General features: G+C 69.0%; 21 protein-coding genes and 1 pseudogene. 11 read left to right on the top strand and 11 right to left on the bottom strand.

Annotation, left to right across the window (positions count from 1 at the left end):
- Positions 1-17 precede the first annotated feature (17 nt).
- Together ACOGXI_RS01965 and ACOGXI_RS01960 are read left to right on the top strand one after the other, a co-directional pair.
- Positions 18-266 carry a type II toxin-antitoxin system Phd/YefM family antitoxin gene (locus ACOGXI_RS01965; protein ID WP_419940136.1) on the top strand — a complete coding sequence of 83 codons (249 nt, stop codon included), beginning with the start codon at positions 18-20 and terminating at the stop codon, positions 264-266.
- On the top strand, positions 266-673 hold the full coding sequence (locus ACOGXI_RS01960) for a type II toxin-antitoxin system VapC family toxin (protein WP_419937226.1): 408 nt from the start codon (positions 266-268) through the stop codon (positions 671-673). The genes ACOGXI_RS01965 and ACOGXI_RS01960 overlap by 1 nt, the downstream gene beginning before the upstream one ends.
- 12 nt (positions 674-685) lie before the next feature.
- Here the strand turns inward: ACOGXI_RS01960 and ACOGXI_RS01955 are convergent, their stop codons facing one another.
- The gene (locus tag ACOGXI_RS01955; protein WP_419937225.1) at positions 686-1,633 is read right to left on the bottom strand and encodes an alpha/beta hydrolase; all 948 of its coding nucleotides are present in this window, start codon (positions 1,631-1,633) and stop codon (positions 686-688) included.
- Positions 1,588-2,442, bottom strand: coding sequence for a carbon-nitrogen hydrolase family protein (locus tag ACOGXI_RS01950; protein WP_419937224.1), 855 nt, complete (start codon positions 2,440-2,442; stop codon positions 1,588-1,590). Before ACOGXI_RS01950 ends, ACOGXI_RS01955 begins: the two co-directional genes overlap by 46 nt.
- A 138-nt stretch (positions 2,443-2,580) precedes the next feature.
- On the opposite strand from ACOGXI_RS01950, the gene ACOGXI_RS01945 reads away from it, so the two are divergent.
- Together ACOGXI_RS01945 and ACOGXI_RS01940 are read left to right on the top strand one after the other, a co-directional pair.
- A complete protein-coding gene (locus ACOGXI_RS01945; protein WP_419937223.1) occupies positions 2,581-3,321 on the top strand; it encodes an SOS response-associated peptidase in 741 nt (246 codons plus the stop codon).
- Between the two features lie 12 nt (positions 3,322-3,333).
- Positions 3,334-4,437: a Kelch repeat-containing protein gene (locus ACOGXI_RS01940; protein ID WP_419937222.1), complete on the top strand. Its 1,104-nt coding sequence runs from the start codon at positions 3,334-3,336 to the stop codon at positions 4,435-4,437.
- Between the two features lie 39 nt (positions 4,438-4,476).
- Here the strand turns inward: ACOGXI_RS01940 and ACOGXI_RS01935 are convergent, their stop codons facing one another.
- Positions 4,477-5,349, bottom strand: coding sequence for a DUF481 domain-containing protein (locus ACOGXI_RS01935; RefSeq protein WP_419937221.1), 873 nt, complete (start codon positions 5,347-5,349; stop codon positions 4,477-4,479).
- A 121-nt stretch (positions 5,350-5,470) separates the two neighbouring features.
- Between ACOGXI_RS01935 and ACOGXI_RS01930 the strand changes: the two genes are divergently transcribed.
- Positions 5,471-6,937 (top strand): amidohydrolase, encoded by a 1,467-nt coding sequence (locus tag ACOGXI_RS01930; protein WP_419940135.1) that lies wholly within the window; start codon positions 5,471-5,473, stop codon positions 6,935-6,937.
- Here the strand turns inward: ACOGXI_RS01930 and ACOGXI_RS01925 are convergent.
- The 4 genes from ACOGXI_RS01925 to ACOGXI_RS01910 form a co-directional block, all read right to left on the bottom strand.
- Positions 6,925-7,386: an aconitase X swivel domain-containing protein gene (locus tag ACOGXI_RS01925; RefSeq protein WP_419937220.1), complete on the bottom strand. Its 462-nt coding sequence runs from the start codon at positions 7,384-7,386 to the stop codon at positions 6,925-6,927. The genes ACOGXI_RS01930 and ACOGXI_RS01925 overlap by 13 nt on opposite strands.
- Complete coding sequence (locus tag ACOGXI_RS01920; protein ID WP_419937219.1) at positions 7,383-8,663, bottom strand: aconitase X; 1,281 nt, start codon at positions 8,661-8,663, stop codon at positions 7,383-7,385. Before ACOGXI_RS01920 ends, ACOGXI_RS01925 begins: the two co-directional genes overlap by 4 nt.
- Positions 8,660-9,049: a hypothetical protein gene (locus ACOGXI_RS01915; RefSeq protein ID WP_419937218.1), complete on the bottom strand. Its 390-nt coding sequence runs from the start codon at positions 9,047-9,049 to the stop codon at positions 8,660-8,662. The genes ACOGXI_RS01920 and ACOGXI_RS01915 overlap by 4 nt, the downstream gene beginning before the upstream one ends.
- Before the next feature lie 202 nt (positions 9,050-9,251).
- The gene (locus ACOGXI_RS01910; RefSeq protein ID WP_419937217.1) at positions 9,252-10,535 is read right to left on the bottom strand and encodes an AAA family ATPase; all 1,284 of its coding nucleotides are present in this window, start codon (positions 10,533-10,535) and stop codon (positions 9,252-9,254) included.
- A 145-nt stretch (positions 10,536-10,680) separates the two neighbouring features.
- Here ACOGXI_RS01910 and ACOGXI_RS01905 point away from each other — a divergent pair, with 145 nt between their 5' ends.
- Entirely contained in the window at positions 10,681-11,415 is a 735-nt protein-coding gene (locus ACOGXI_RS01905; protein WP_419937216.1) for an aspartate/glutamate racemase family protein, read from the top strand.
- Positions 11,416-11,430: 15 nt separating this feature from the next.
- On the opposite strand, the gene ACOGXI_RS01900 is transcribed toward ACOGXI_RS01905, so the two are convergent.
- Positions 11,431-12,828: a CapA family protein gene (locus ACOGXI_RS01900; RefSeq protein ID WP_419937215.1), complete on the bottom strand. Its 1,398-nt coding sequence runs from the start codon at positions 12,826-12,828 to the stop codon at positions 11,431-11,433.
- 177 nt (positions 12,829-13,005) lie between these two features.
- Between ACOGXI_RS01900 and ACOGXI_RS01895 the strand changes: the two genes are divergently transcribed.
- The 5 genes and pseudogenes from ACOGXI_RS01895 (at position 13,006) to ACOGXI_RS01875 (ending at position 20,904) form a co-directional block, all read left to right on the top strand.
- The gene (locus ACOGXI_RS01895; protein WP_419937214.1) at positions 13,006-14,604 is read left to right on the top strand and encodes an N-acyl-D-amino-acid deacylase family protein; all 1,599 of its coding nucleotides are present in this window, start codon (positions 13,006-13,008) and stop codon (positions 14,602-14,604) included.
- A gap of 13 nt (positions 14,605-14,617) precedes the next feature.
- A complete protein-coding gene (locus tag ACOGXI_RS01890; RefSeq protein ID WP_419937213.1) occupies positions 14,618-17,797 on the top strand; it encodes a VPS10 domain-containing protein in 3,180 nt (1,059 codons plus the stop codon).
- A 21-nt stretch (positions 17,798-17,818) separates the two neighbouring features.
- Positions 17,819-17,932, top strand: a pseudogene (locus ACOGXI_RS01885) (DUF1295 domain-containing protein); the annotation flags it as partial.
- A gap of 402 nt (positions 17,933-18,334) precedes the next feature.
- The gene (locus ACOGXI_RS01880; protein WP_419937212.1) at positions 18,335-19,465 is read left to right on the top strand and encodes a 6-bladed beta-propeller; all 1,131 of its coding nucleotides are present in this window, start codon (positions 18,335-18,337) and stop codon (positions 19,463-19,465) included.
- A gap of 113 nt (positions 19,466-19,578) precedes the next feature.
- On the top strand, positions 19,579-20,904 hold the full coding sequence (locus tag ACOGXI_RS01875; protein WP_419937211.1) for a 6-bladed beta-propeller: 1,326 nt from the start codon (positions 19,579-19,581) through the stop codon (positions 20,902-20,904).
- Positions 20,905-20,955: 51 nt separating this feature from the next.
- Here the strand turns inward: ACOGXI_RS01875 and ACOGXI_RS01870 are convergent, their stop codons facing one another.
- The 3 genes from ACOGXI_RS01870 to ACOGXI_RS01860 form a co-directional block, all read right to left on the bottom strand.
- Entirely contained in the window at positions 20,956-21,297 is a 342-nt protein-coding gene (locus tag ACOGXI_RS01870; protein WP_419937210.1) for a DoxX family protein, read from the bottom strand.
- Positions 21,298-21,411: 114 nt separating this feature from the next.
- Positions 21,412-22,311, bottom strand: coding sequence for a hypothetical protein (locus ACOGXI_RS01865; RefSeq protein WP_419937209.1), 900 nt, complete (start codon positions 22,309-22,311; stop codon positions 21,412-21,414).
- Complete coding sequence (locus tag ACOGXI_RS01860; RefSeq protein WP_419937208.1) at positions 22,301-23,113, bottom strand: hypothetical protein; 813 nt, start codon at positions 23,111-23,113, stop codon at positions 22,301-22,303. The genes ACOGXI_RS01865 and ACOGXI_RS01860 overlap by 11 nt, the downstream gene beginning before the upstream one ends.
- Positions 23,114-23,128 lie beyond the last annotated feature (15 nt).

Below are 23,128 nucleotides of genomic sequence, written 5' to 3'. Positions count from 1 at the left end.
TAACCGGAAGAGGTGTGATGGACAGCGTCGGGGCGTATGAAGCGAAGACCCACCTTCCGCGGCTGCTGGACCGCGTCGCGGCCGGGGAGAGCCTCACGATCACCCGCCACGGCCGCCCGGTCGCCCGGCTGGTTCCCGTAGACGAGGACGATCGCGCTCGCGCCCACGCGGCGGCCCGCCGCATTCGCGAGCGCCGGAAGCGCTTACCGCACCGCGTACCCATCGCCGAACTCATCGAAACGATCCACGAGGGGCACAGGTATTGATGTCGCTTGTGATCGATGCATCGGTCGCGCTTTCCTGGTGTCTTGCGGATGAGGATGATCCGTTGGCGGAGTCGGCGATGCGCCTGACGCTGGAACACTTTGCCGTCGTTCCTCGGATCTGGTGGTACGACATCCTGAACGGCCTCGCGGTCAATCGACGCAGGGGACGCCTGAACGAGGCTGATGCCTCGGCCACGCTCGCGGACCTCAAGGGAATGCGGATACTGGTCGACGATGATCACGGCGACGGAGCGATCCTTGACCTGGCGGCGAGGCACGGACTCTCCGCCTACGACGCCGCCTACCTCGAGACCTCCCTGAGGCGCTCGCTGCCGCTGGCCTCGCTCGACCGTCGGCTTCTCCGGGCGAGCGAGACGGCCGGGGCCACGATCCTCCGACCTCGATAGACCCGCGGCCCTTCAGTCCCGCTGACCCCCCGGGGCGAGGTCTGCGGCGCCTCCAGCCAGTACATCGCGGGTGAAGCGGTGGAGTTCCCGCCAAAGAAGTTCGTGCGAGAATATGTCGTTGTGCCCCGCCCCCGGGATCTCGAGCCAGCGGCGCGGTCCCCGTAGCGCCTCGAACACCTCCCGGCTCTGACCGGGCGGAATCACTTCATCCTCCTCGCCCGCCGCGACGAACGTCGGCACCTCGATGCGGGGCGCGCGCTCCAGTGTGTCGAAGCGGTTGTGCAGCCAGTCCAGGTACCAGTCGGGGAGCCACGACAGGCGGTGCCGGGCGATGGCCGCGGTATCGGTGAACGGCCCGAGGAGGACGACGCCGGCTACGGGCCGACTCACGGCCATTTCCGCCGCCACGGAGCTTCCGAGAGAGTTCCCCAGGGGAAGGAGCCGCTCCGGATCGACGCCCTGCCCGTCCACCAGCCAGCGGTATGCGGCTCTCGCGTCCGCGTAGAGACCTTCCTCGGAGGGCTTCCCCTCGCTCGCTCCGTAGCCTCGATAGTCGGGCAGGAGGATGTCGAGTCCGAGGTTGGAGAGCGCCGCCGCCACCGCTCCGCGATCTCCCAGGTGGCCGGCGTTTCCATGGAAGTAGATCGCCGTCCCGAGCCTGGACTCCGGCGGGTTCGCGGGAAACCACCAGGCGTGCAGTTCGAGCCCGTCCTCGGTGGGAATCCGCACTTCCGTGGCCTGGGGGAACCCCCAATATCTCGGGTCGGTCTCGTGCGGTTCCAGCGTTTCCGGATAGAAGACGAAGAAGGGGACGATCCGGGGCATGAAGAGCCGAACGACGGCCAGGAGGCCGACGAGGACGACCACGACGATGAGGAGTTCCACGAGCGGGAGCCGGCGGCGGACGGCCGGAGTCAGCGGCCGGGCACGGCCGACGCCGTGGCGAGGCGCTCGGGCCACCGTGCATACACGTCCGGGCGCCGGTCGCGCCAGAACAGCCGCCGCGCGGTGGAGGCCGCGCACCGCGAGAGGTCTACGTCGGCGTAGAGAATCGTCTCTTCCCCTTCCGGCGCCCGTGCAAGGACGACGCCCTCGGGATCGACGACGAAGGACTCTCCGGCAAACGTGAGGCGGGGCTCCGCGCCGACCCGGTTGGCCAGCGCGGCGAAGTAGCCGTTCTGGAAGGCCGCCACGCGCAACTCGGCCTCGAATAGCCCTTCGGGCCACTCTCCGACCGCCCCGGCCTGCGGGATGACGACGAGTTGCGCCCCCTGTTCTCCCAGCCGCCGCATGTACTCCGGATAGTGGCGGTCGTAGCAGATCGCGACGCCCACGCGTCCCACGGCGGTGTCGTAGACGAGCGCGTCCGTGTCGCCCTTCGCGTAGTAGTGCTGTTCGTGGAAGCACGCGTACTCGGTGATGTGCATCATGCGCGTCACGCCGAGCGGCGAGCCGTCCGCGTCGAAGACGGGCGTGCTGTCGTAGCATCGCCCGTCGGGCCCGAGTTCGTACTGGTTGAACACGGTCACGAGTCCGAGTTCGCCGGCGCGGGCGGCGATTCGGTCGCAGGTGGGACCGGGGATCGGCTCCGCGATCTCCGCGGCGCCGGGGTCGTCCGGCCGCTGCGGAAAGAAGCGGTCGATCGCGAGTTCGGGGAACGCGACGAGATCGGCGCCCTCCGACGCGGCGCGCCCCATCGCGTCGAGCGCCCGCTCGAGGTTCCGGGTGCGATCGGGTCCGGCAGACTGCTGAACGAGTGCGATCTTCATCTGATCTATGCCCTTCGAGTGGCTGGTTTGCGGTTCGGGGAACAAGGCCCGGCTCGGTCACCGGGCCGGAGGATTGTCGGCGCGCGCGCCGGGACCCGCAACGGGGCCGCCGGCCGTGCCGCACGTTACCTTGGCGGCATGTGCGGACGATTCAGCCTTCAGACCCCGGTGCCGGACCTGGCCGAACTCTTCGAGGCCGACCCGTCGCGACTCGGCGACCGGGGGGCGCGGTTCAACGTGGCGCCCACCGACGAAGTCATCGCGCTGCGGCGAGGCGAGGCGGGGCGCGAACTCGTCTCGCTGCGCTGGGGGCTGATCCCGCACTGGGCGGAGGACCCCGCTTCGCTCCCGCTCATGATCAACGCCCGCTCCGAGTCGTTGGAGACCCGCCGGGCGTTTCGCGACCTCGTCATCGACCGGCGCTGCGCGATCCTCGCCGACGGCTTCTACGAGTGGCGAAAGGAGAGCGGTCTGAAGCAGCCCTACTTCATCCGGCGGCGGGATCGGGGGCCGATGGCGCTCGCGGGCCTGTGCGACGTGTGGCGGGGGCCGAACGGCCCGGTCCCCTCCTGCACGATCGTCACGACGGACGCGAACGAGTTGCTCGAACCGCTGCACGGCCGCATGCCGGTCATCCTCGAGGGCGAGGGCGCGCAGATGTGGCTCGATCTCGACATCTCGGAGCGCACCATGGAGCCGCTGCAGCCGTTCGACGCGGAGACGCTGGAGGTGTTCGCGGTCAGCCGCCGGGTCAACGGCGTGGCCGCGGACGATGCGGCCTGCGCGAAGCCGCGGAGCGCCCCGATCCGGGAGGCAGCGGGCTGGCGAGAGCGCCCCGCTGCCGGCGACACGCCCCCGGACCAGCTCGGGTTCTTCTGACGTGCGGATGACATGCAGGCCGTGAGGTCGGTCCTGCTGCACGGGGCGCCGACCCCGGTGCGTGCCGGGCTTCGCGCCTTAAGCCTGGGGGCGGCGCTCGCGGGAACCGGGTGCGGGACGCCCGGGAACAGCGGGGACTCCGGCCCGGATGCCCCGCCGCCGCTCCCGATGCCCGTGGCCAACAACGCCGTGGCGGCGCTCGAGACATCCACGGGCTGGTCCGTCTTCTCCTTCCTCGGGATCGACTCGACGAAGCTCTGGTCGGGCGTGACGACGGCCTCCTTCCGGTGGGACATCGGGAGCCCGGCGTGGCAGGCTATCGAGCCTCCGCCCGGACCCGGCCGCCTCGCCGCGACCGCCCAGGCGTTCGACGGCAGGATCTTCCTCTTCGGCGGCTACACCGTCGCGGAAGACGGCGCGGAACAGTCCGTCCCCCAGGTCGACATCCTCGACCCGGAGACGGGACGGTGGGGGCGAGCCGCTCCCATGCCCGTACCCGTGGACGACGCCGTCTCGGGCGTGTGGCGCGACTCGCTGATCTTCCTCGTCTCGGGCTGGCACGACTCGGACAACGTGGCCGCCGTCCAGATCTACGATCCGGAGCGGAACGCCTGGGAGCAGGCGACGCCGATCCCGGGTCCGCCCGTCTTCGGACACGCGGGCGGCATCGCGGGAGACGCGATCGTGTACATCGATGGCGCGCGTGTGCAGGCGGATCCCCGAACTTTCGTCCTCGAAGCTTCATCGTGGCTGGGGCGAATCGACCCGCTCGAGCCCGCCCGTATCGCCTGGGAGCGCCTCCCCGACCATCCCGGACCGGGACTCTACCGCGCCGCAGCCGCCGGCATCGGGTCCCGCATCCTCTTCGCCGGCGGGTCGGCTAATCCCTACAACTACAACGGGATCGGGTACGACGGACGGCCGGCCGAGCCCTGGGCGGGTGCGTTCGCCTTCGATGTCGCGACCGAGAGCTGGATCGCGGCCGAGGCGCCGGGCACGTCCACGATGGACCACCGCGGCATCGCACTGGCGGGCGACCGAACCTTCATCGTCGGAGGCATGACCGCCGGCCAGCAAGTCACCGAGGGGCTCGCGGAGCTTCCCGTCCCGGACTAGAGCGCCCCGGTCCCGGGCGCGGGACGGGCGGCTCGCGGGTCAGAAGTTGGCGACGAGCGCGATCGTCAGCGTGGAGTCCAGCTTGTGGCGCGGAACGAGGACCATTTCGCCGGTCGAGACCCCTGCGCCATCTTCCAGCGGCGCCCGCGTCAGGGCCGGCGCGTTGTCCCACACGAGGCGGAGGCCCGTCTTCACGGCCAGGGAGCTGTTGATGTCGACCGCCAGGGAGTTGGCAAGATCGGCGCGGAGGTCCGCGGCATCCGTGAGGTTCTCGTCCAGCGTCAGCGTGCTCTCGAGGTTGGCCGTCTCCGTCAATTGGCGCCGAAAGCTGGTGGAGACGCGGACTCCGCCGAAGGTCGAGCTCTTGTCGGGATCCTCGATGACGTCGTTCTGGGCGGTGAGGGTCAACCCGTAGTCGCTCTTGAGCCGGGTCCTCTCGTTGTCGATCCACACGTTTCCGATGCCGCCGACCAGGGAGAGCTTGCTCTCGTACCCCGCGAAGGTGTTCCGCTCCCAGCCGGCGCCCGTCGTGAGGTGGACGCGGTCCGAGAACGAACGCTCGAATTCGCCCCGCGCGAAGTAGTTCTCGGCCGTCGGCTCGGGATCGGACTCGCTCCTCACCGCGAAGTTGTCCGCCGTGCCGACGGCGATGCGGCGGGTCGTGCCGGACTCGGTCCGAAGGCCGCCCGCGCGCAGGGACAGCTCACCGCCCGCCCACTCACGCCGGGCTCCCCCGCCGATCCCGAAGGTGCGAACGGTCGAGTTACCCGAGGTAAAAAGCAGGCTCAACTCGGCGTTGTACTCCCAACTCGGGTCCGTTTCTTCCTGTGCTTCCTGCAGGGACTCCGCCGGAACGGCCGTGAGGGCCGCGGCCAGCACGCACAGGATCCCCGGAAACTTCGTTATCTCCACCCCCAACCCCCCGTGATCGATACAGGAAACGGCGACAAAGGCTAGCCAGACGCGCTTCTGCGGGCCAGCTTCTCCAGACCGTTCTATCCGTCCCCCTTCGAGGAGTTCCAGAAGCATGTCCATGTCAGCCAAGTGTTCCGTCGTGAACAGGAACGTCCGCCGTCGTCGGCTCCTCGCCGGCGCCTTCGTGGCCGTATTTCCGCTGCCCCTCGTGGCGGCGGCTCAGGACGCGCAGATCGCGGGGATCGAGGCGCGCCGGGACCACTACGCAGGCGTCGCGCGGCAGATCTGGGAGTGGGCCGAGGTCGGCTACCAGGAGGAGCAGAGTTCGGAGCTGCTGAAGGCCGAACTCGACGCGGCCGGGTTCTCCGTTGAATCCGGGGTCGCGGGCATGCCCACCGCCTTCGTCGCGAGCTACGGCTCGGGAGGACCGATCATCGGGATTCTGGCGGAGTACGATGCGTTGCCGGGGATCTCGCAGGACGCGGTGCCCGAACGCGCGCCCATCATCGAGGGGGGCGCGGGTCACGCGTGCGGCCACCACCTGTTCGGCGCGGGATCGGTGGCGGCGGCCATCGCGGTCAAGGAATGGCTCGACGAGTCCGGCCACGCAGGGACGATCCGGCTCTACGGCACGCCGGCCGAGGAAGGCGGCGCGGGCAAGGTGTACATGGTGCGCGACGGCCTGTTCGATGATGTGGACGTGGCGCTGCACTGGCACCCAGGTTCGCAGAACAGCGCCCGGGCGGGACGCTCGCTGGCCAACAAGTCGGCGAAGTTCCGCTTCAGCGGCTACTCCGCGCACGCCGCCGGGGCGCCGGAGCGGGGCCGGAGCGCGCTCGACGGGGTGGAGGCGATGAACCACATGGTGAACCTCCTGCGCGAGCACGTGCCGCAGGAGACGCGCATCCACTACGTGATCACGCACGGTGGGTTCGCGCCCAACGTCGTGCCGGACTTCGCCGAGGTCTACTACTACGTGCGGCACCCGAACGCCCCCACCGTGCTCGAGTTGTTCGAGCGCGTGGCGCGCGCGGCCGAGGGCGCGGCGCTCGGGACCGGGACGGAGATGGAGTACGAGGTCATCCACGGGCTGTACGACCTCGTGCCCAACGTCGCCCTGGGGCAGGTGATGGACGCGAACCTGCGCAAGGTCGGCGGCGTCGAGTACACCGAGGCGGAACGCGCCTTCGCCCGGCAGATCCAAGCCACGTTCGAGGGCGGCTCCTCCCGGCCGCTGGGCTCCGAGGAGGAGATCGAGGAGTTCGGGGTCGAGGGCGTGGGCGGCGGCTCGACGGACGTGGGCGACATCAGCTGGGTCGTGCCGACGACTGGCCTGTCGACGGCGACCTGGGTGCCGGGCACCTCCGCGCACAGCTGGCAGGCGGTCGCGGCCGGCGGCACGGACATCGGCACGAAGGGGATGATGGTCGCGGCCAAGACGCTGGCGCTGACGACAATCGAACTCTTCCAGTCGCCGGATGTGATCGCGGCCGCGTGGGAGGAACTGACGGAGCGTCGCGGGACGGACTTCGCGTACGAGGCGCTGCTGGGCGACCGCCCGCCGCCGCTCGACTACCGCCGCTGATCCGCAGTTTGGAGGAGTCTGACCGCGCCCGTGGCATCGACGCGGGCGCGGGGGATCCGACGCAGGGTTTCGTAGTCCTCGGGGGATAGGGCGATGACCGGTGGGGCGCGGCCGTAGAGCTGGGCGGCGACTATGGCGGCGAGCGCGAGGAAGGTGTCGGGGCCGCGGGTCAGAAACGCCGCCGGGGCCGTGCCGCGCCGGATGGCCTCGAGGAGCACGGCGGTCGTGGTACTGGACCCGCGGGTCGCGGGAATGGCCAGGATGCGGCCGGCGCCGGTTCGGCCGGCCAGCGGATGGCGCCGGTCGATGATCTCCCCGGTCTCGGCGTCGTAGCCCCCCCAGAAGCTGAGCGGCTCGGAGGAGTAGAGCACGGCGCCTTCCGCGGCGCCCGGGACGAGCGCTCGGCCGGTCAGCGGACCGGAGCCCGATGCGGCCCGTCGATCGCTCACGGTTCGGCGGTCCATGCGCCGTCGTCCCGCGTGACGCGCCCGGCGACGGCGGAATCCACGCAGTCCGCCAGGCTCCCGAAGGCGACGGCGCGATCGAGCAGGCTCGGCGTGTACCAGGCGTACTTGGCCGAGTTGGTCATGAGCCGCCGGATCCCGTCCGGCAGCATCGGCGTCGTGAGGATGCACGTGTCGACAGTCAGCTCCCCGCCGAACGCTTCGATCGCGTCGAGGTAGCCCGCTTTCGCCGCCAGTTCACGGACGGCTCGCCCGGTCGTGATCAACAGCCGCACTCCGGCGTGGCGTCGTCGACCATCGACGAGCCGCGCGAGGGTCGCGAACTCCGAGAGGGAAAAGTGCGGGCTCCCCAGCACGACGAGGTCGAGCCCGTCCGCGTCGGACAGCCCCGAGCCGAGTTCATCCCGCGCCGCTCGCAGCGCCGCGGGCCCCGGACGCAGCCGAGTCGCCGGTCCCCCGCCCTGAAACGCCGCGTCCAGGTCCGCCGCTTCCGGCGTGAGGCCGACCCAGTGGAACAGGCCCACGGCGCCCGAAGACGCCATGGCGGCGCCCAGCGCCTTCAGGTCGTCCTCTCCCGGCCGGGCCCGAAGTCCGTCGAGCACCGGGATCCGCCCCTCCACGCGCAACCCGATCCAGTGTCCCAGCACCGGATACAGCGCGGGCTCCTCGGCGAGCCGCCCCGGGACGCCCGAGAGATCGACGAGCACCTGCCCCGCTCGATTCTCCGTGAGGTGCAGCCCCGCAGCCGGGGCCCGGCCCGTGACCGCGCAACAGATGTCCAGCAGGTCCGGGTAGCGCTCGGTGCGCACGCCCAGCACCGAATTCGCGAACACGATCGCGCTCGACTCGCCCCACGCGACCTGCTCCCCGACCCCCGGACGCGGCTGTGTCTGGTACGGCGCGCACGTCCAGGTGGGCTCGCAGCCCATCGCCTCGTACGCCTCCATCTGGCGGCGCGCCGGTTCGGCCCAGGATTCGGACACGTCCCACTCGCGCCAGCCGTGTTCGTCGACCCCGGAGACGTTGAGCGTCGTCGGCACCCGCACCCGTGCGCCGCCGTCCGCCAGGCGCTCCGCGAACTCGAGGGTCGCCGGCCCCTGGTAGAGCGACGAATCGATGTGCGCCGCCGTGATGTCGAGCAGTTCCCGCGCCCCGACCACATCGGCCATGCGCGCGAGGATCGACATGGCCAGCTGCGTGCCCTCCCCCGCCCCCCCTTGCAGTAGGGCGAGGTCGCGGTCTCCAAGATGGATGTCAGTCACGTCCCTATTGGTAGAGCCAGCCAGTCCTCAATCCGTCGGGCCAACGCGTCGAAGTCCTCCTGGCACTTTGTCCGAATACGTTCCACGCTCCGCGCCGCTTCCTCCCCGAGCGGCTTGCGTCCTCCTCCCGGATGGTCCTCCAGACCCCGGCGCCGTGCGAGCCTTTCGAAGTACGCCTCCTTGACGTGTACTTCGGCTCGGACGTGCGACCAATGCCAACCGGCTGGAAGCTGCACGCCGGCCAGAAGCCAAGTCTCCAACTCCTCCCAAGCATTCTCGGCCAGGAATACGGGCGGACCGGCCAACTGCCGTTCGATGCTGTCGAGTCGACTCCGTCGGCCAACCTGCCCATCGCGATCAACGCAGAGAATGAATAGGTCGGTCATCCCGCGATACTGCTCGACGATCGCGGCAAGGCGCTCGACTCTCAGAGCCTGATCGATTCCTCCCAATCGTGGATTCTGACAGACTCGGATCCTCGCAGTTGGCTTTCCGAGACGCCGAAAGAGCCGTTGGAAGAGCGGCCGCAGGATGTACTGATCGTTGCGAAAGTCCTCCGGGATGATGAGCACGTTCAATTCAGGATCCTCAAGTGCCGTCGTCCGGGAGCGTAAAGATCACGGCATCCTCCAGCCAGTTCGACTCGAGCAGGCTGCCGAGGCCCGTGGATCCTCTCAGGTTCTTGGCGTCGGGAAGGTTTGCCACCGAGGCAATGACACTATCGTTCGCATGCGGTCGCCGGACGACCACACCCGTGCTGTCGAAGGTCTCGTCGCCAACCATCGAGAGGAGGCCTGGGGAGTGAGTTGTGGTTACAACCTGCGTCCGCCCCTTCTTGGTCTGACTTTCGATCAGATCGAGTAGCAACCGCAGGCGCGACGGGTGAATGCCGTTATCGATCTCTTCGAATACATGCAGACCCACAGGATTCTTCGCCAGAAGAGCCGCCAGTACAGCGAGGAACCGGAGCGTCCCGTCAGAAGCGGAATAGGCTGAGATATCGCTTCCATCCGTCTCACGGAATACGAGTTGGATCAATCCCGTCGTCGGGTCGCTGACGAATTTGAGATCCTCTACATCCATTGGGGTCAGTTCTCGGATCCATGACACCAGGGCACTGCGGCGAGAAGGGTCCTCACAGATCTCCTTGAGCACCGTGGGCAGGTTCTCCCCTCTGTCCCCTAAAGTGCTCTGCCCAGGGAATGCCGGCCGACGCATTCTGTCGGGGAGGAGGTCGAGGAACCGCATGTTCGCCAACGTCTCGATGACCTGCTGCGCATAATCCTTGTGCGGCCGCACTACCTTCTTGTGTTCTCGAATCTGTGTGAGCGCGGGCTGATCCGGTCTCACCATCACGCGGTGCCCGTATTTCCTCTGATCGCCGGTCTTGGCCATACGCAGCAGGAAGTTTGTCTCGTCATCTTGTTTCGCAACAGGATCAGGTGCCGGCGGGTGACTCGTATAGATGGGTTTGTTCCTCACGGTCAGGTTCTCGGAAACGACGCGGAACTCCCGTGAGGCTCCCTGCTCTACGGCAATCTTGATGCCGTACTTCATCAGCGGCGGCCACGCTCGCGCCTGGCCGGTAAGGTTCATTTCGACTTGCAACGTGAAGGAAGCTGAGCCGAGGCGGGCGATCTCACCTGGCGCGCCGCGGATCGGGTTCCACTGAAGTTCCCCTCCGGGACCGTACCTGCCCCCGAGGATTTCGGCGAGGCCGTAGCCGCGGCCGATCCCATGAAGGATGCGGAAGGCGTCTCGAATGTTGCTCTTGCCGCTAGCGTTTGCACCCGCGACGACCGTGAACGGCCCCATGCGAAGGGTTTCGTCCGCGAAATTCTTGAAGTTGACGAGACGAAGCGACTTGATCATCGAATTCTCAGCCGTCAGGCTATGTTGGCCTTGGGCGCGCGGGAGTGGCGGCCGCCAACTCCGTAACGTATGGCCGGTTCGATATCCGGGATACGGGAACCGCAATCCTCGAACTGATGAAAAGCTCGAAGGGAATCACGAAACCATGCGCATCGTCTACTTCCTTCCCGGACCGATGTCCCGCGGCCCCCTCGGGCCGGAGGAACTCGTCCGGCGCCAAGCCTTCCTCAACGAGCATGCCTTTCATGGGACGGAGGCCGTCGTTCGCGAGACGGACGACGGTCCCGCCTCGGTCGAATCGTCCGCCGAGGAGTATCTCTCGGTTCCCGGCATCCTCGACGCCGCGCCCCGCCTGGAGGCGGAAGGGTTCGACGCGATGATCATCGGTTGCTTCGGCGATCCCGGCCTCGCCCCGGCGCGGGAACTCGTGGACTTCCCCGTCATCGGCCCGGGCCAGGCCGGAGCGCTCGCCGCCGCGCAGATGGGGCAGCGCTTCGCGATCATCACGGTCGTCGAGGAGGTCATACCGGCGATCCGCCGCCAGGTGCGGGGCTACGGCCTCGAAGGCCTCGTGGCGGACATCAGGGCGGTGGACGTCCCGGTGCTCGAACTCAGACAGCGCGCGGGGCAGGTGCTCGAGACGCTCGAGACGGAGGCTCACGCGGCGCTGCGCGCCGGCGCGGACACGCTCGTCCTCGGCTGCATGACGATGGGGTTTCTCGACGTGGCGCGGAAGCTCGGCGAGCGCCTCGGCGTGCCCGTCATCAACCCGGTGCTCGCTGCGCTCAAGGCGGCGGAATCGTTCGCCGCCACCGGCGTCAAGCCGTCCGCGCGCGCCTATCCCCCGCCCCGCAAGAAGATCTCGCCCGCCCCCGTCTGACGCCGACGGAGCCGGTCAGGGCCGGATGACGCCGACGCCGTCCTCGATCGTCATCGTCGTTCCGAACTCGGCGGAGAGTTTCGCCAGGCCATCGAGGATCTCCTGCCCGTGCGCATCGTCCGCCATCATCGGGCGCCCGCGCACCGGCCGCGGCAGCTGCCAGCCCATGGTGATGGGGTGGAGCCGGATCTCCCTCAGCATCCCGCCCTCGTACTCGACGACGGGGACGACGCTCTCCCAGAAGCCCTTCCCGGCCGGGAAGGAGGAAGCCCCGGCCCGCTCGATCCGCACATCCTGGAACTTGCCCGGAAGGTCGTCGTACCCGAGTCCCTGGGCCTCGTAGTTGTCCTGCGGCTGGAACTCGATCGTCTCGTTCTGCATGGCGAAGTTCGCCAGCGAGTAGAAGATCGGCTTGCCCTGGTACATCTCGATCGCGCGCAGGATGTGGGGGCCGTGGCCCACGAACATGTCCGCGCCCGCGTCGACGACCGCCCGGGCGACGTCGACGAGGAAGTCCGCCGGCACCTCGCGGCGATCCGCGCCTTCATGCGAGTGGCTCGTGACGATGACCCACTCGGCCTGGCGTTGCGCCTCCTTCACGACTTCGATGATCTCCGCCAGATCTCCGGCGTGCGGCACCGTCTTCACGCCGGGCTTCGATCCCTCCATGAACGTGCTGCCCCCGAAGCTCACCCGAGGGCCGGAGCCGCCGCCCCGCCCCGCGACGGCGAGGGCGCTCCGGAGACCCGCCAGTTGCTCGGCGGTCACCGTCACCTGCCGTTCGTAGCGGATCGGGCTCAGCCCCGGGCGACCCCGTACATCCGGCCGCTGGTGGCCGGCCCGCATCGCATCGGCGAAGGTCGAGGCGATCGAGATCAGCGCGACCCGGCCGCCGGGCGTGTCCACGTAGGCCGGGGCCCGCGCCCGCGCGAGGTTCTCGCCGAATCCGGCGACCGCGAGTCCCGCCGCCTCTGCCGCCGCCACCGTGCGCCGCGCCCCGCCCGCCCCGAAGTCCATCGTGTGGTTGTTCGCCAGGCTCACCATGTCGAAGCCGAACCAGGCGAGTTCATGCGCGATTTCGGGCTCCGCCCGCATGTACGTGCCGCCGCTCGCCGCCGCCGGGATCACGTCGTCCTCGTAGTCGTGGAAGAGGATCTCGAGGTTCACGAACGCGGTGGTCGCGCTCTGGATGATGTCCCGCAGGGCGAGGAACTCGGGCTCTCGGTACGGTGACATCTTCCGGGAGATGATCGCGTCGCCGGCGAGGGCGATGGACATGTTCCCGCGCGCGTCCTCGAAGGCCTGGGCCTCGAGCGATGTCGGCGTGGCGAGGGCGGTTCCGGCCGCGACGGCGAGGCCGGCCGCGATTCCGGCGAGCGTGAGGGACGACAGCGGAACACGATTCCGGCGCATGAGTGCCTCCGATGAGCGTTCGTGTGGGAGCCTTGTCTGCGTGAGCTTGCCTGTGTGCGCGTTGCTTGTGCGGTTCCCATCCGGGCCGACAGATTCGACCCTATGACCTACAACATGCTTTTCCCGACTGCGCCCCGCCACGCCCCGCGGACGCCCGGCAGCTTGCGGCGAAATTCCGTGCCGGCGCTACGGGCCGCCCGGACCCTCATCGCTGCCGCGGCGCTCCTCACCGGCGGCTGGTGGACCGCCGGACCCGCCGACGCGCAGAGCTACGACCTGATCATCCGGGGCGGCACGCTCGTCGACGGCTCCGGGAGCGCGGCCCGCACCGGAGACCTCGCGATCGACGGCGGGCGGATCGCCGCCCTGGGCGACCTGGGCGCGGCGACCGCCGACCGGGTCATCGACGCGAACGGCCTGCACATCTTCCCCGGCTTCATCGACACGCATTCCCACGCCATGCCGGCGCTGTTGCGCGGTGAACTGCGGACGGCGCACCCGCTCCTCGCACAGGGGATCACGACGATCTTCGCGAACCCCGATGGCGGCGGCACGATCGACCTCGCCGACCAGCGGGCGCGGATCCGGGACCCCGGCGTCGGAGTGAACGTGGGGCAACTCGTCGGGCACGGCAGCGTGCGCCGCGCGGTACTCGGGATGCAGGCGCGCGAAGCCACGCCCGAGGAACTCGACCGCATGCGGACCATCGTTCGCGACGGCATGAGCGGGGGCGCCTTCGGGCTTTCCTCCGGCCTCTACTACTCTCCGGGGTCGTACGCCCCCACCGGCGAGGTCGTCGAACTCGCGAAGGTGGCCGCCGGGTTCGGCGGCGTGTACCAGAGTCACATCCGCGACGAGTCGGACTATTCGATCGGCCTGCTCGGCGCCGTGGACGAGGTCATCGAGATCTCGCGGGGCTCCGGCATCACCGGCGTGGTCACGCACATCAAGGCGCTCGGTCCCCGCGTCTGGGGCGAGTCCGCCGAGGTCGTCCGCCACATCGAGGCCGCCCGGGCGGAAGGTCTCGCGGTCTACGCGGACCAGTATCCCTACGAGGCCTCCGGCACGAGCATCGTCGGGGCCCTGGTCCCGCGCTGGGCGCTCGCCGGCGACGATGGCGCCCTCTACGCGCGCATGGAGAACGCGGGCGAACGCGCGCGGCTCGTGGCGGACATGTGGGAGAACCTCGACCGCCGGGGCGGCGCCGACCGGCTCATGCTCCAGGGCGGTCCGCACGGGGGCCGGACGCTGGCCGATGTCGCGGAGGAGCGCGGGATGGACGCGATCGAAACCGCGCTCTCCCTGCTCGTGGAGGCGCGTGAGGGAGGCGGCGGCACCGGCCTTACCTCCTTCAACATGAACGACGAGGACATCGAGCGCTTCATGGCGCAGCCCTGGATGATGACTTCGTCCGACGGTTCGCTCTGGGCGCCGGGCGAAGGACACCCGCACCCGCGCGGCTTCGGCGCCTTCCCGCGCCGGATCCGCAAGTACGTGATGGAGGAAGGCGTCACCACGCTCGAACAGGCGATTCACGCCATGACGGCGCTCCCGGCCCGCGTGTACGGGATCGAGGGCCGCGGGGTGCTCGAGGCGGGCGGGGTCGCCGACGTGATCGTCGTGGACCTCGCGCGGTTCCGCGACACCGCCGGGTACGACGACCCGCACGGTCTCGCCGAGGGGGTCGAGTACTGCCTCGTCAACGGCACGCTCGCGATCGACGAGGGCCGCTTCACGGACGCGCTCGCCGGCCAAGCGCTCGTCAAGACGCGATAACCCAGGAGTAGACATGCGATTCCCCGCCCCGATTTCCGGAACACGAACGGTCCTCATGCCTCTGGTCGCCGTCGGCGCCCTCGCGTGGCCCCTCGCCGCACAGGACGGCGCGATCGTGGGTCAACGTCCGGCCGGCCTCCGAAACCCGCCCCCGGCCGCGGAGACGGTCGACCCGAGTCTCTTCGGCGGCCTCTCCTTCCGCTTCGTCGGCCCCTCGCGCGGCGGCCGCGTCACGGCGGTCGAGGGCCACCGCTCCCATCCCCACACCTTCTACCAGGGGGCGACCGGCGGCGGCGTGTGGAAAACGACGAACTACGGGATGACGTGGGAGAATATCTCCGACGGGTATTTTCGGTCTCCCTCCATCGGCCATATCGAAGTGGCCGACTCGGACCCGAATATCCTCTATGTCGGGACGGGCTCGGACGGCATCCGCTCGAATATCATCATCGGCAAGGGCATCCATAAGTCGACGGACGCCGGCGAGACCTGGGAACACGTCGGACTGGAGGATGCGGGCCAGATCGCATCCGTGAAGGCCCACCCGGACAACCCGGATCTCGTCTATGCGGCCGCGATGGGAAACCCGTTCATCAACAATGAGACGCGGGGCGTCTATCGCTCGTCGAACGGCGGTCTCGACTGGGAGCGCATCCTCTTCACCTCGGACTCCGTCGGCGCGGTCGATCTCGAGTTTCATCCGGCGGACCCGGACGTCATCTATGCCGGGATGTGGCGGGCGCAGCGTCATCCGTGGTCGATCATCTCCGGGGCGAGCGACGAGGACGGCATCTGGAAGACGACGGACGGGGGCGAGACCTGGCGACGAATCACGGCGGGGCTCCCGGACGGCCTCATCGGCAAGGTCGACTTCTCCGTCTCGGCGGACATGCCCGACCGCGTCTACGCGCTCGTGGAGGCGCCCGAACCGATCGAAGGCCTGTACCGCTCGGACGACGCCGGGGAGACGTGGGAGTTGATCAACGACGACCCGCGGAACCAGCTCATGCACCGGCCTTTCTACTTCACGAACATCACCGCGGATCCGACGGACGGGAACGTCGTCTATGTCCTCAACCTGTCCACATGGAAGTCGACGGACGGGGGAGAGACCTTCCGGACGATCCCGAACGTGCACGGGGACGACCACGACCTGTGGATCAACCCGGACGACCCGCGGATCATGGTCCACGGCAGCGACGGCGGCGGGGTCGTGACGCTGGATGGGGGGCAGACGTGGTCGCCGGTCAACAACCAGCCCACCGCGGAACTGTACCAGGTCGATGTGGACGACCGCTTCCCCTACTGGCTCTACGCGGGGCAGCAGGATGACGCGTATACGGTCGCGGTGCCGAGTCGGCAGCCTTCGCTCTCGGCGCCGGGCGGTCCCGACGCGTACTGGCGCTCGCCGGGCGGGTGCGAGACGGGTCCCGCGGTGCCGAAGCCGGGCGACCCGGACATCGTGTACGCGAACTGCAAGGGGCGTTTCGGGGTCTACAACCAGCGCACCGGCCAGGAGCAGCAGTACTACGTCGGCGCGGTGAACATGTACGGCACGAACCCCGCCAACCTCCCCTACCGCTTCCAGCGGGTCGTGCCCATCGAGGTGTCGCCGCACGACCCGAACCTCGTCTATCACGGCTCGCAGTACGTGCACCGCACCCGCGATGGGGGGCGCACGTGGGAGCGGATCTCGCCGGACCTGACCGCGTTTCGCCCGGAGCGGCAGATGGTGTCGGGCGGGCCGATCACGCGCGACGCGACCGGAGAGGAGCACTATTCCACGCTCTACGTGATCGAGGCCTCGCCGCACGACCCCGACGTCATCTGGACGGGGGCGAACGACGGCCCGGTGTACGTGACGCCGGATGGCGGGGAGTCGTGGGAAAACGTGACGCCGGCGGACATGCCGCCCGAGGGCCGCATCAACTCGATCGACATCTCCCGGCACGATCCGGACAAGGTGTACGTGGCCGGGTACCGCTTCCTGCTCGGCGACTTCAGCCCCTACGTCTACCGGACGGACGACGCGGGGGAGACGTGGACGCCGCTCACCGATGGGACGAACGGGATTCCCGCGGATGTGCCCGTGCGGGTCGTGCGCGAGGATCCGGACCGCGCGGGCCTGCTGTACGCGGGGACGGAGTTCGGGCTCTTCATCTCCTTCGACGACGGGGCGACATGGCAGCCGTTCCAGCTCGACCTCCCGTTGACGCCCGTGACGGACATCGAGGTGTACCGGCAGGACCTGGCGCTCTCGACCATGGGCCGGGGATTCTGGGTGCTGGACGATCTCACGCCGTTGCACGAGATCGGCGCCGACGGATCGGTCGCGGCGGGAGGCGGGGCGCACCTGTTCGAGGGACGGCCGCAGTACCGCACGCGCCCCGGACGGAACTCGGGCTTCGAATGGGCCTCGAATACGGCGCGGCCGAACTATCGCGGAGCGGGCGCGGACATCAACTACTGGATCTCGCCGGACCTGGGACCCGACGAAACGGTGGAGATCGAGATTCTCGACGCGGACGGCGAGGTGATCCGCTCCTACGCCGGCGGCGGAGGCGGCGGGGCGGCCCGGGCGGGAGGACCGGCGATGCAGCGCATGGCGCCGCGCGGCGGGCCCTCGCGTGGGGTCTCGTCAGCGCCGGGCATGCACCGGCTGCGCTGGGATCTGCGCTCGCAGGGCCAGGGGCGCGGCGGGCCGATCGTGCCGCCGGGCGACTACACGGTTCGCCTCTCGGCGGGCGGCGTGACGGCCGAGGCGGGGCTCGAACTGCGGATCGACCCGCGGGTGGCGGCGGAGGGAGTCACCGTCGCCGACCTCGAGGAACAGTACCGGTTCAACCTCGCCGTGCGGGAGACGCAGGCGGAGGCCCGTGAGGTCGCGGACGGCATCGACGATCTGCGCGAGCAAATCGCGGAGGCGCGCGCGGACGCCGGCGGCGGCCGCAACGAGACGCTCGACGATGTGGCCGAGGAACTCGCCGAACTCGACGCGCGCGTAAACGACGCGGAGGGCAGCTATCCGCGCCCCATGCTCCTGAGCCAGCTCAACTATCTCGCCGGCATGACCGGGCGGGCCGACCAGGCGCCGGGCGCCGACGCCTACGAGCGGCACGAGGAACTCCGGGAGGAGGTCCGGGAGGTGAGCGAATGGCTGCAGGCGCTGGTGCGGCGGCTGACCGCGACCTGAGCCGGCGAGGAGGTCGAACGCCTGTTCACGACCTCCGGCCTGTTCCGCTATTCCCGCCATCCCAACTATCTGTGCGAGATGTCCATGTGGGCGGTCTTCTACCTGTTGGGGGTCGCGGCCTCCGGGCAGTGGCCGCACTGGACCGGCCTCGGGTCGATGCGCCTCGCCGAGCGGATTTCCGCGGCGAAGTACCCCGGCGCTCATCCCGGGACTCCGCCTCGCAAGCACGCGGCGACCCCCGACATAGCGGGTCGCGGACAACCCTCCGGGTACGCGCACCTGTCCCAGCAGCGTCCGACCGGTGCCGGGAGATCCTTTCGGACGTCGGGGCGGACCCTTCATGGTGAGGTGGTACCATGCGTGCTCACGACCACATCAGTCGGGAGGCTCTGGTCGCCCTGTCGCTCGCCGTCGCGGCCCGGAGCGGTAGCCCCGTCGCTCGCCGTCGCGGCCCGGAGCGGTAGCCCCGTCGCTGCCCAGGTCGCCGATGATGACAGGCCCATCTCCTCCGCTGTCGAAGCAGTCTTCACGGTCGGCGTGGTCGAAGGCGCTGCGTGGGAGATGTTCGGCTACGTGTCGGATGTCGCATTCGACGCCGACGGCACGCTGTTCATCCTCGATGACCTCGCCGGTCACATCGTAGTCATCGATTCCGCCGGCGAGTTCGTCCGCACGATCTCGCGCCGCGGCGACGGGCCCGGCGAGCTTGGCCAGCCGATTGCGCTTGTCGTCTTCGGCGACGGCAGGATCGGCGTCAACGATCTCGCGAAGCCGGGGCTGCAGCTCTTCAGCCGTGACGGTGAGTTCCTGGATGCCGTCCCGTTCAGCGTCGCCGAGGGCATGCCCGGATCGCCGATCTACGCCCTGCCGGACCACAGCCTCCTCTCGCCCGAACTTATCGGGGGCTCGGTTTCCACCATGATTGGAGCGGACGAGGGTCGGCCGATCACGCGGTTTCGGCTCGACGGGACTCGTGAGGTCTTCCATGCCGCCTGGGATTACCCTTCTCCGATGGCGCTTGAGAGCGGCGCCGGGTCACAGGATACCAGGATCGTGACGAGTCCCGTGCAAGCCTTCGGTCTTCCGTTGAGCCTTGGCGTGCTTCGCGACGGCCGCACGGTCCTGGCCGATTCGATTGGTTATCGCCTGAAGGTCCTGGATTCGTCGGGTCGCGTATCGGACATCCTTGAACGGCGCCTGACTCCGGCCCCGGTGACCGGTGCGATACGGGAGACGGAGCGCCAGCGCCGCATCGAGGCGCTTCGAACCGGTGGCGGGACGGTGTCCGTGCAACAGGCCGGCGGGCACCCCGGCGACGTCAGCCCGGAGGTCAGGCGGAACGCGATGCGAGAGGCCATTCGCCGGGCGGAAGATCGCATCCGCCAAATGAACTTTCTCGACGTGATTCCGGTCATCGCGAGCATCGCGGTGGACCGGAGCGACCGGATCTGGGTCCAGCGCACGGCGCTTCCCGGCGAACCAGGCCCCACCGACATTCTCACCGCGGATGGACGCTACCTCGGGACGATCGCGCCCGAGGGCCCGCGGATCCCGGCCGCGTTCGGGCCGGACGGCCTGCTGGCCTACATCGATCGGGACGAACTCGACATTCAGCGCATCCGCGTGGTGCGGCTCGCAGCGGATGAACTGCTGGAGGATGCCCCATGATTCCGGCCGCGGGCAACGGTTGCCGTGGCCTCCACTGTCGCACCCGGTATCCGGCCTACGCCCGGATGCGTCGCCGTCACCGGCGCCGCCCCTGTCACATGGAAGGAAGCCGCATGCGCAGCATCCGCATCCACACGCGTCACGTCGTCCTTATTGCCTCCCCGCTTGCGGCCGCTGGTTGCGGCGGGGACGGAAATCCCGCCACCGCGGGGCTCGACAGCCCCGACATCCCCCTCCAGCCCGGCGTGGAGGAGGTCTACACCGTTGGCGTGCTCGACGGGGCCGCGTGGGAGATGTTCGGCAGCGTGAGGGGCGTTGCCTTCGGTGACGATGGCTCGCTCTTCATCCTCGATAATGACGCCGGCCACGTCGTCGTCGTCGATCGGGCCGGCCAGTTCGTGCGTACCATCTCCAACAAGGGAGAGGGACCCGGGGAACTCAACCAGGCGGTAGGCTTGGCGGTGCTCGGCGATGGCCGCATCGCCGTCAACGACATGAATCGGGGGATAAAGGTCTTCAGCCGCGAGGGTGAATCCCTCCAGGAGGCCAGCTTCACTTTCCAAACCGGGATGCCCGGCCCGCGGATGTACCCCATGCCGGACCACAGCCTCCTCTCCGCAGGGATGATCAGCCGATCATTCGGCGCGTTCATGGGAGGAGGGGAGGAAGAGGAGGAGCCGGAAGGCCGACCCATCGGGCAGTTCCGGCTCGACGGGACGCAGGACGAATTCCATTCGGCCTGGGCGGGGCCACCCGTCGAGGACACCGACACTCAGACCGGAGACATGCGGATCATTATGTCCGGGATGGAGGCCTTCCCCCTTCCCCTGAGTTTCGGTGTCCTCGGAGACGGCCGCGTAGTTCTGGCCGATTCGGTCGGCTATCGGATCAAGATCCTCGATGCCTCGGGTCAGGTGACGGGCACGCTCGAGCGGCCCATCGCGCCGGTCGCCGTGACCGACGAGATCCGGGATGGGGAGCGCGAACGCCGGCTCGCCGCCCTGGCCGAGGGCGGGAGCGGAGGCGGAGGGGGCGGAGGCGCAACCGCCATGATCATCTCGGCCACGGTGTCGGCGGGAGCGGGCGGCGGACGCCCCAGCGGTCCCGACCCGGAGGCGATGCGCCGCATGCGGGAAGACCGGGTCGAAAGCATGACCTTCCCCGAGGAAGTGCCGGTCATCTCGATACTGGCCGTGGACTGGAGCGACCGCATCTGGGTTCAGCGCTCGGCTCTGATGGGAGAGCCCGGGCCCACGGACATTCTCACGCCGGACGGGCAGTACTTCGGCACCATCGCCGCCGACGGACTCCGGATCCCGGCCGCGTTCGGGCCGGACGGCCTGCTGGCCTACATCGATCGGGACGAACTCGACATTCAGCGCGTCCGCGTGGTGCGGCTCGTCGGCGACCAGATGCTGGAGACCGCCGAAGGCGGCTGACCGGCCGGCGTTCCCGCGGGAACGCCCGGGCCCGGCGCCGGAGCCCGGCCTTTAGCGCGAGTTCTTGCCCACGAACAGGGCCAGGATCAGCGCCACGGCCGGAACCGCGGCCTGCGCCGCCGCACCCGCCCTCACGAGGGTGAAGATGGCGCCCGCCATGATCACGATGACCACGGCCGACGCGAGAAACCGCGTCGGACGCCTCAGGAAACCGACCCCCGCCAGCACCTCCACGACGCCGATCAGGTACTGGAACCACGCCGGATAGCCCCACAGCGCAAACTCGTCGACCATCATCCCGAAGACCTTCATCCCTCCGTTGAGGAGGAAGAGCAGCGCGAGCAGAATCGACGCCACCTTCACGGTCTTGCCTGCGTTTCCGTCATCCCTCACTGGACGCTCCTCTTGCCTGGAGTACATGATCGACCCCCACCCGGACTCCGCCTCTGAACCTTGGTCCGACTCCGGCTCGAGGCCACCCCCGCCCGGCCACTGCCTGTCTGGCCGTCAGGTCTCGTGCTCGCCGTCAGCCCGGCGCTCCTCCTCGTGAGGTCCGAGCACCAGAGCCCGGTTTATCGAGTAGCTGACCGGGATCCAGATGCCCTCCGTGTCCCTGGCGGCAAGCCTCTTTCCGAAGTTCTGCGCGCGCCGGCTGGAGGTCTCCTGTCTCTTGAAGTACGCCCTCTCCCCGGCTTCCCGCTCCCGACGCTCGTCCTCCGTCTCATCGACGGAGTGACACCACAACGGTTCGCTGAACCGATGGCCGGCGGCCAAGCGGTCGCCCAGCCACCTCATGAGAAGGGCCCGCGGGTCGGTGTTCGCCGGGCGTCCCCGGTACTCACGCGCCTCAATCGACTCGGCCTCCACCCACTTGCGAGCGCACGTGGCGTCGCGGGCATGGATGGCGATCACCGCGTCGGACAGCGTGCCGAGCCTGTACGGCATCGGATGCGAGTGGAGGAGGCCGACGAGAAAGCCCAGCATCAGCGAGTGGCGGGATCTGTCCCCCTCCCTCCACGCCCGGCGCGCCTCGCCCAGGGCGGGGATCATCTGAAGGAAACCGGTTGCCAAGTCGAGAGATCCCTCGCCCGGGTCACTCTTATCGCAGGGCCGATCGGAGCTCAAGTTGGCCTGGACACGCCGCCGGATCCGGCCGACACGACCGAAATCCCCCTCCTCGGCGGCATCGGAGATGTCGTCGAACAGGGCATCCGACTCAATCCCCGGCAGACGGCCCAGGAAAGCAAACCCACCGGCCATCCCGAGATGGAACGTTGCCGACCGTCCGGCATCGTCTTCATCGCGACCCCCCGTGGGAACCCGCTCGAACTGGAAGAGGGCGTCATCCAGCGCCTTCAGCACTTTCCGGCGAATGGACTGCTCCCACTCGGAGCGATTATCCCCCATATTCGTCGCGGCGCGCGATTCTGGCGCCGAAGTTCTGCGCGCGGCGAGTCGAGCGTTCGCAGCACAGGAAGCGCGCCCCATCGTCCGACTGCCCCCCGCTTCGATGGTCGTCCGTTCCGCCGACCTGGCTCGGAACGAGCGAACCGCTCACGGATTCCGCGGCGGCCAGTCGCAGACCGAGCCACCTGAGGAGAAGGTCCGGGTCCTCCGGGGCTCCCGGCGAATCGCCGGCCAGCCACTCGTCCCGAATCGCCTCCCATTCCGTCCACAGGGTCTCGCCCCATCCCTCGTTGCAGGCGGCGATGACCTCGTCGCGCAGGGATTCGGGCTCGTATTCCCCCGGTCTCGCGTCCCGCCGAAGGAAGCCGGCGAGGAAACCCGCCATGATCCAGTATCGATGCGCGTCTCCGTCGTCCCGGGCTCGCCGCGACTCGTTCAGGACCGCGAGGAGCTGCAGGTAGCCGGCATCCCAGTCGAGCGCATCCCCTCCCGAGGCTCCGGCGGTCGCGCCGTCGCCCGACCGCAGCCTCGATTCCACCAGGCTCCGTATCTGGCGGATCCGATCCAGATCCTCCGTCTCGGCCGCATCGGAGATCTCGTCGAAGAGGGCCCCGGGGCCGGTTCCCGCGAACCGGCTGGCGAAGGCGATTCCGCCCGCTTCTCCGAGGCGGAAGATTCCCTGCTGCTCCGCGCCATGGTCATCCGGATCCCCCAAGGGCTCCCGCTCCAGGCAGAAGATGGCCTCGTCCAGCGCCCTCAAGACCTTCCGGTAGGCGGATCCCCGCCGCTCCCTGCGCTCCATCCCGCGCCCCCTTCC

This window comes from Candidatus Palauibacter sp. (assembly GCF_965208055.1).
GTDB lineage: Bacteria > Gemmatimonadota > Gemmatimonadetes > Palauibacterales > Palauibacteraceae > Palauibacter.
Note: the sequence above shows the minus strand (reverse complement) of the source record. Positions and strands in the feature narration are given on the sequence as shown.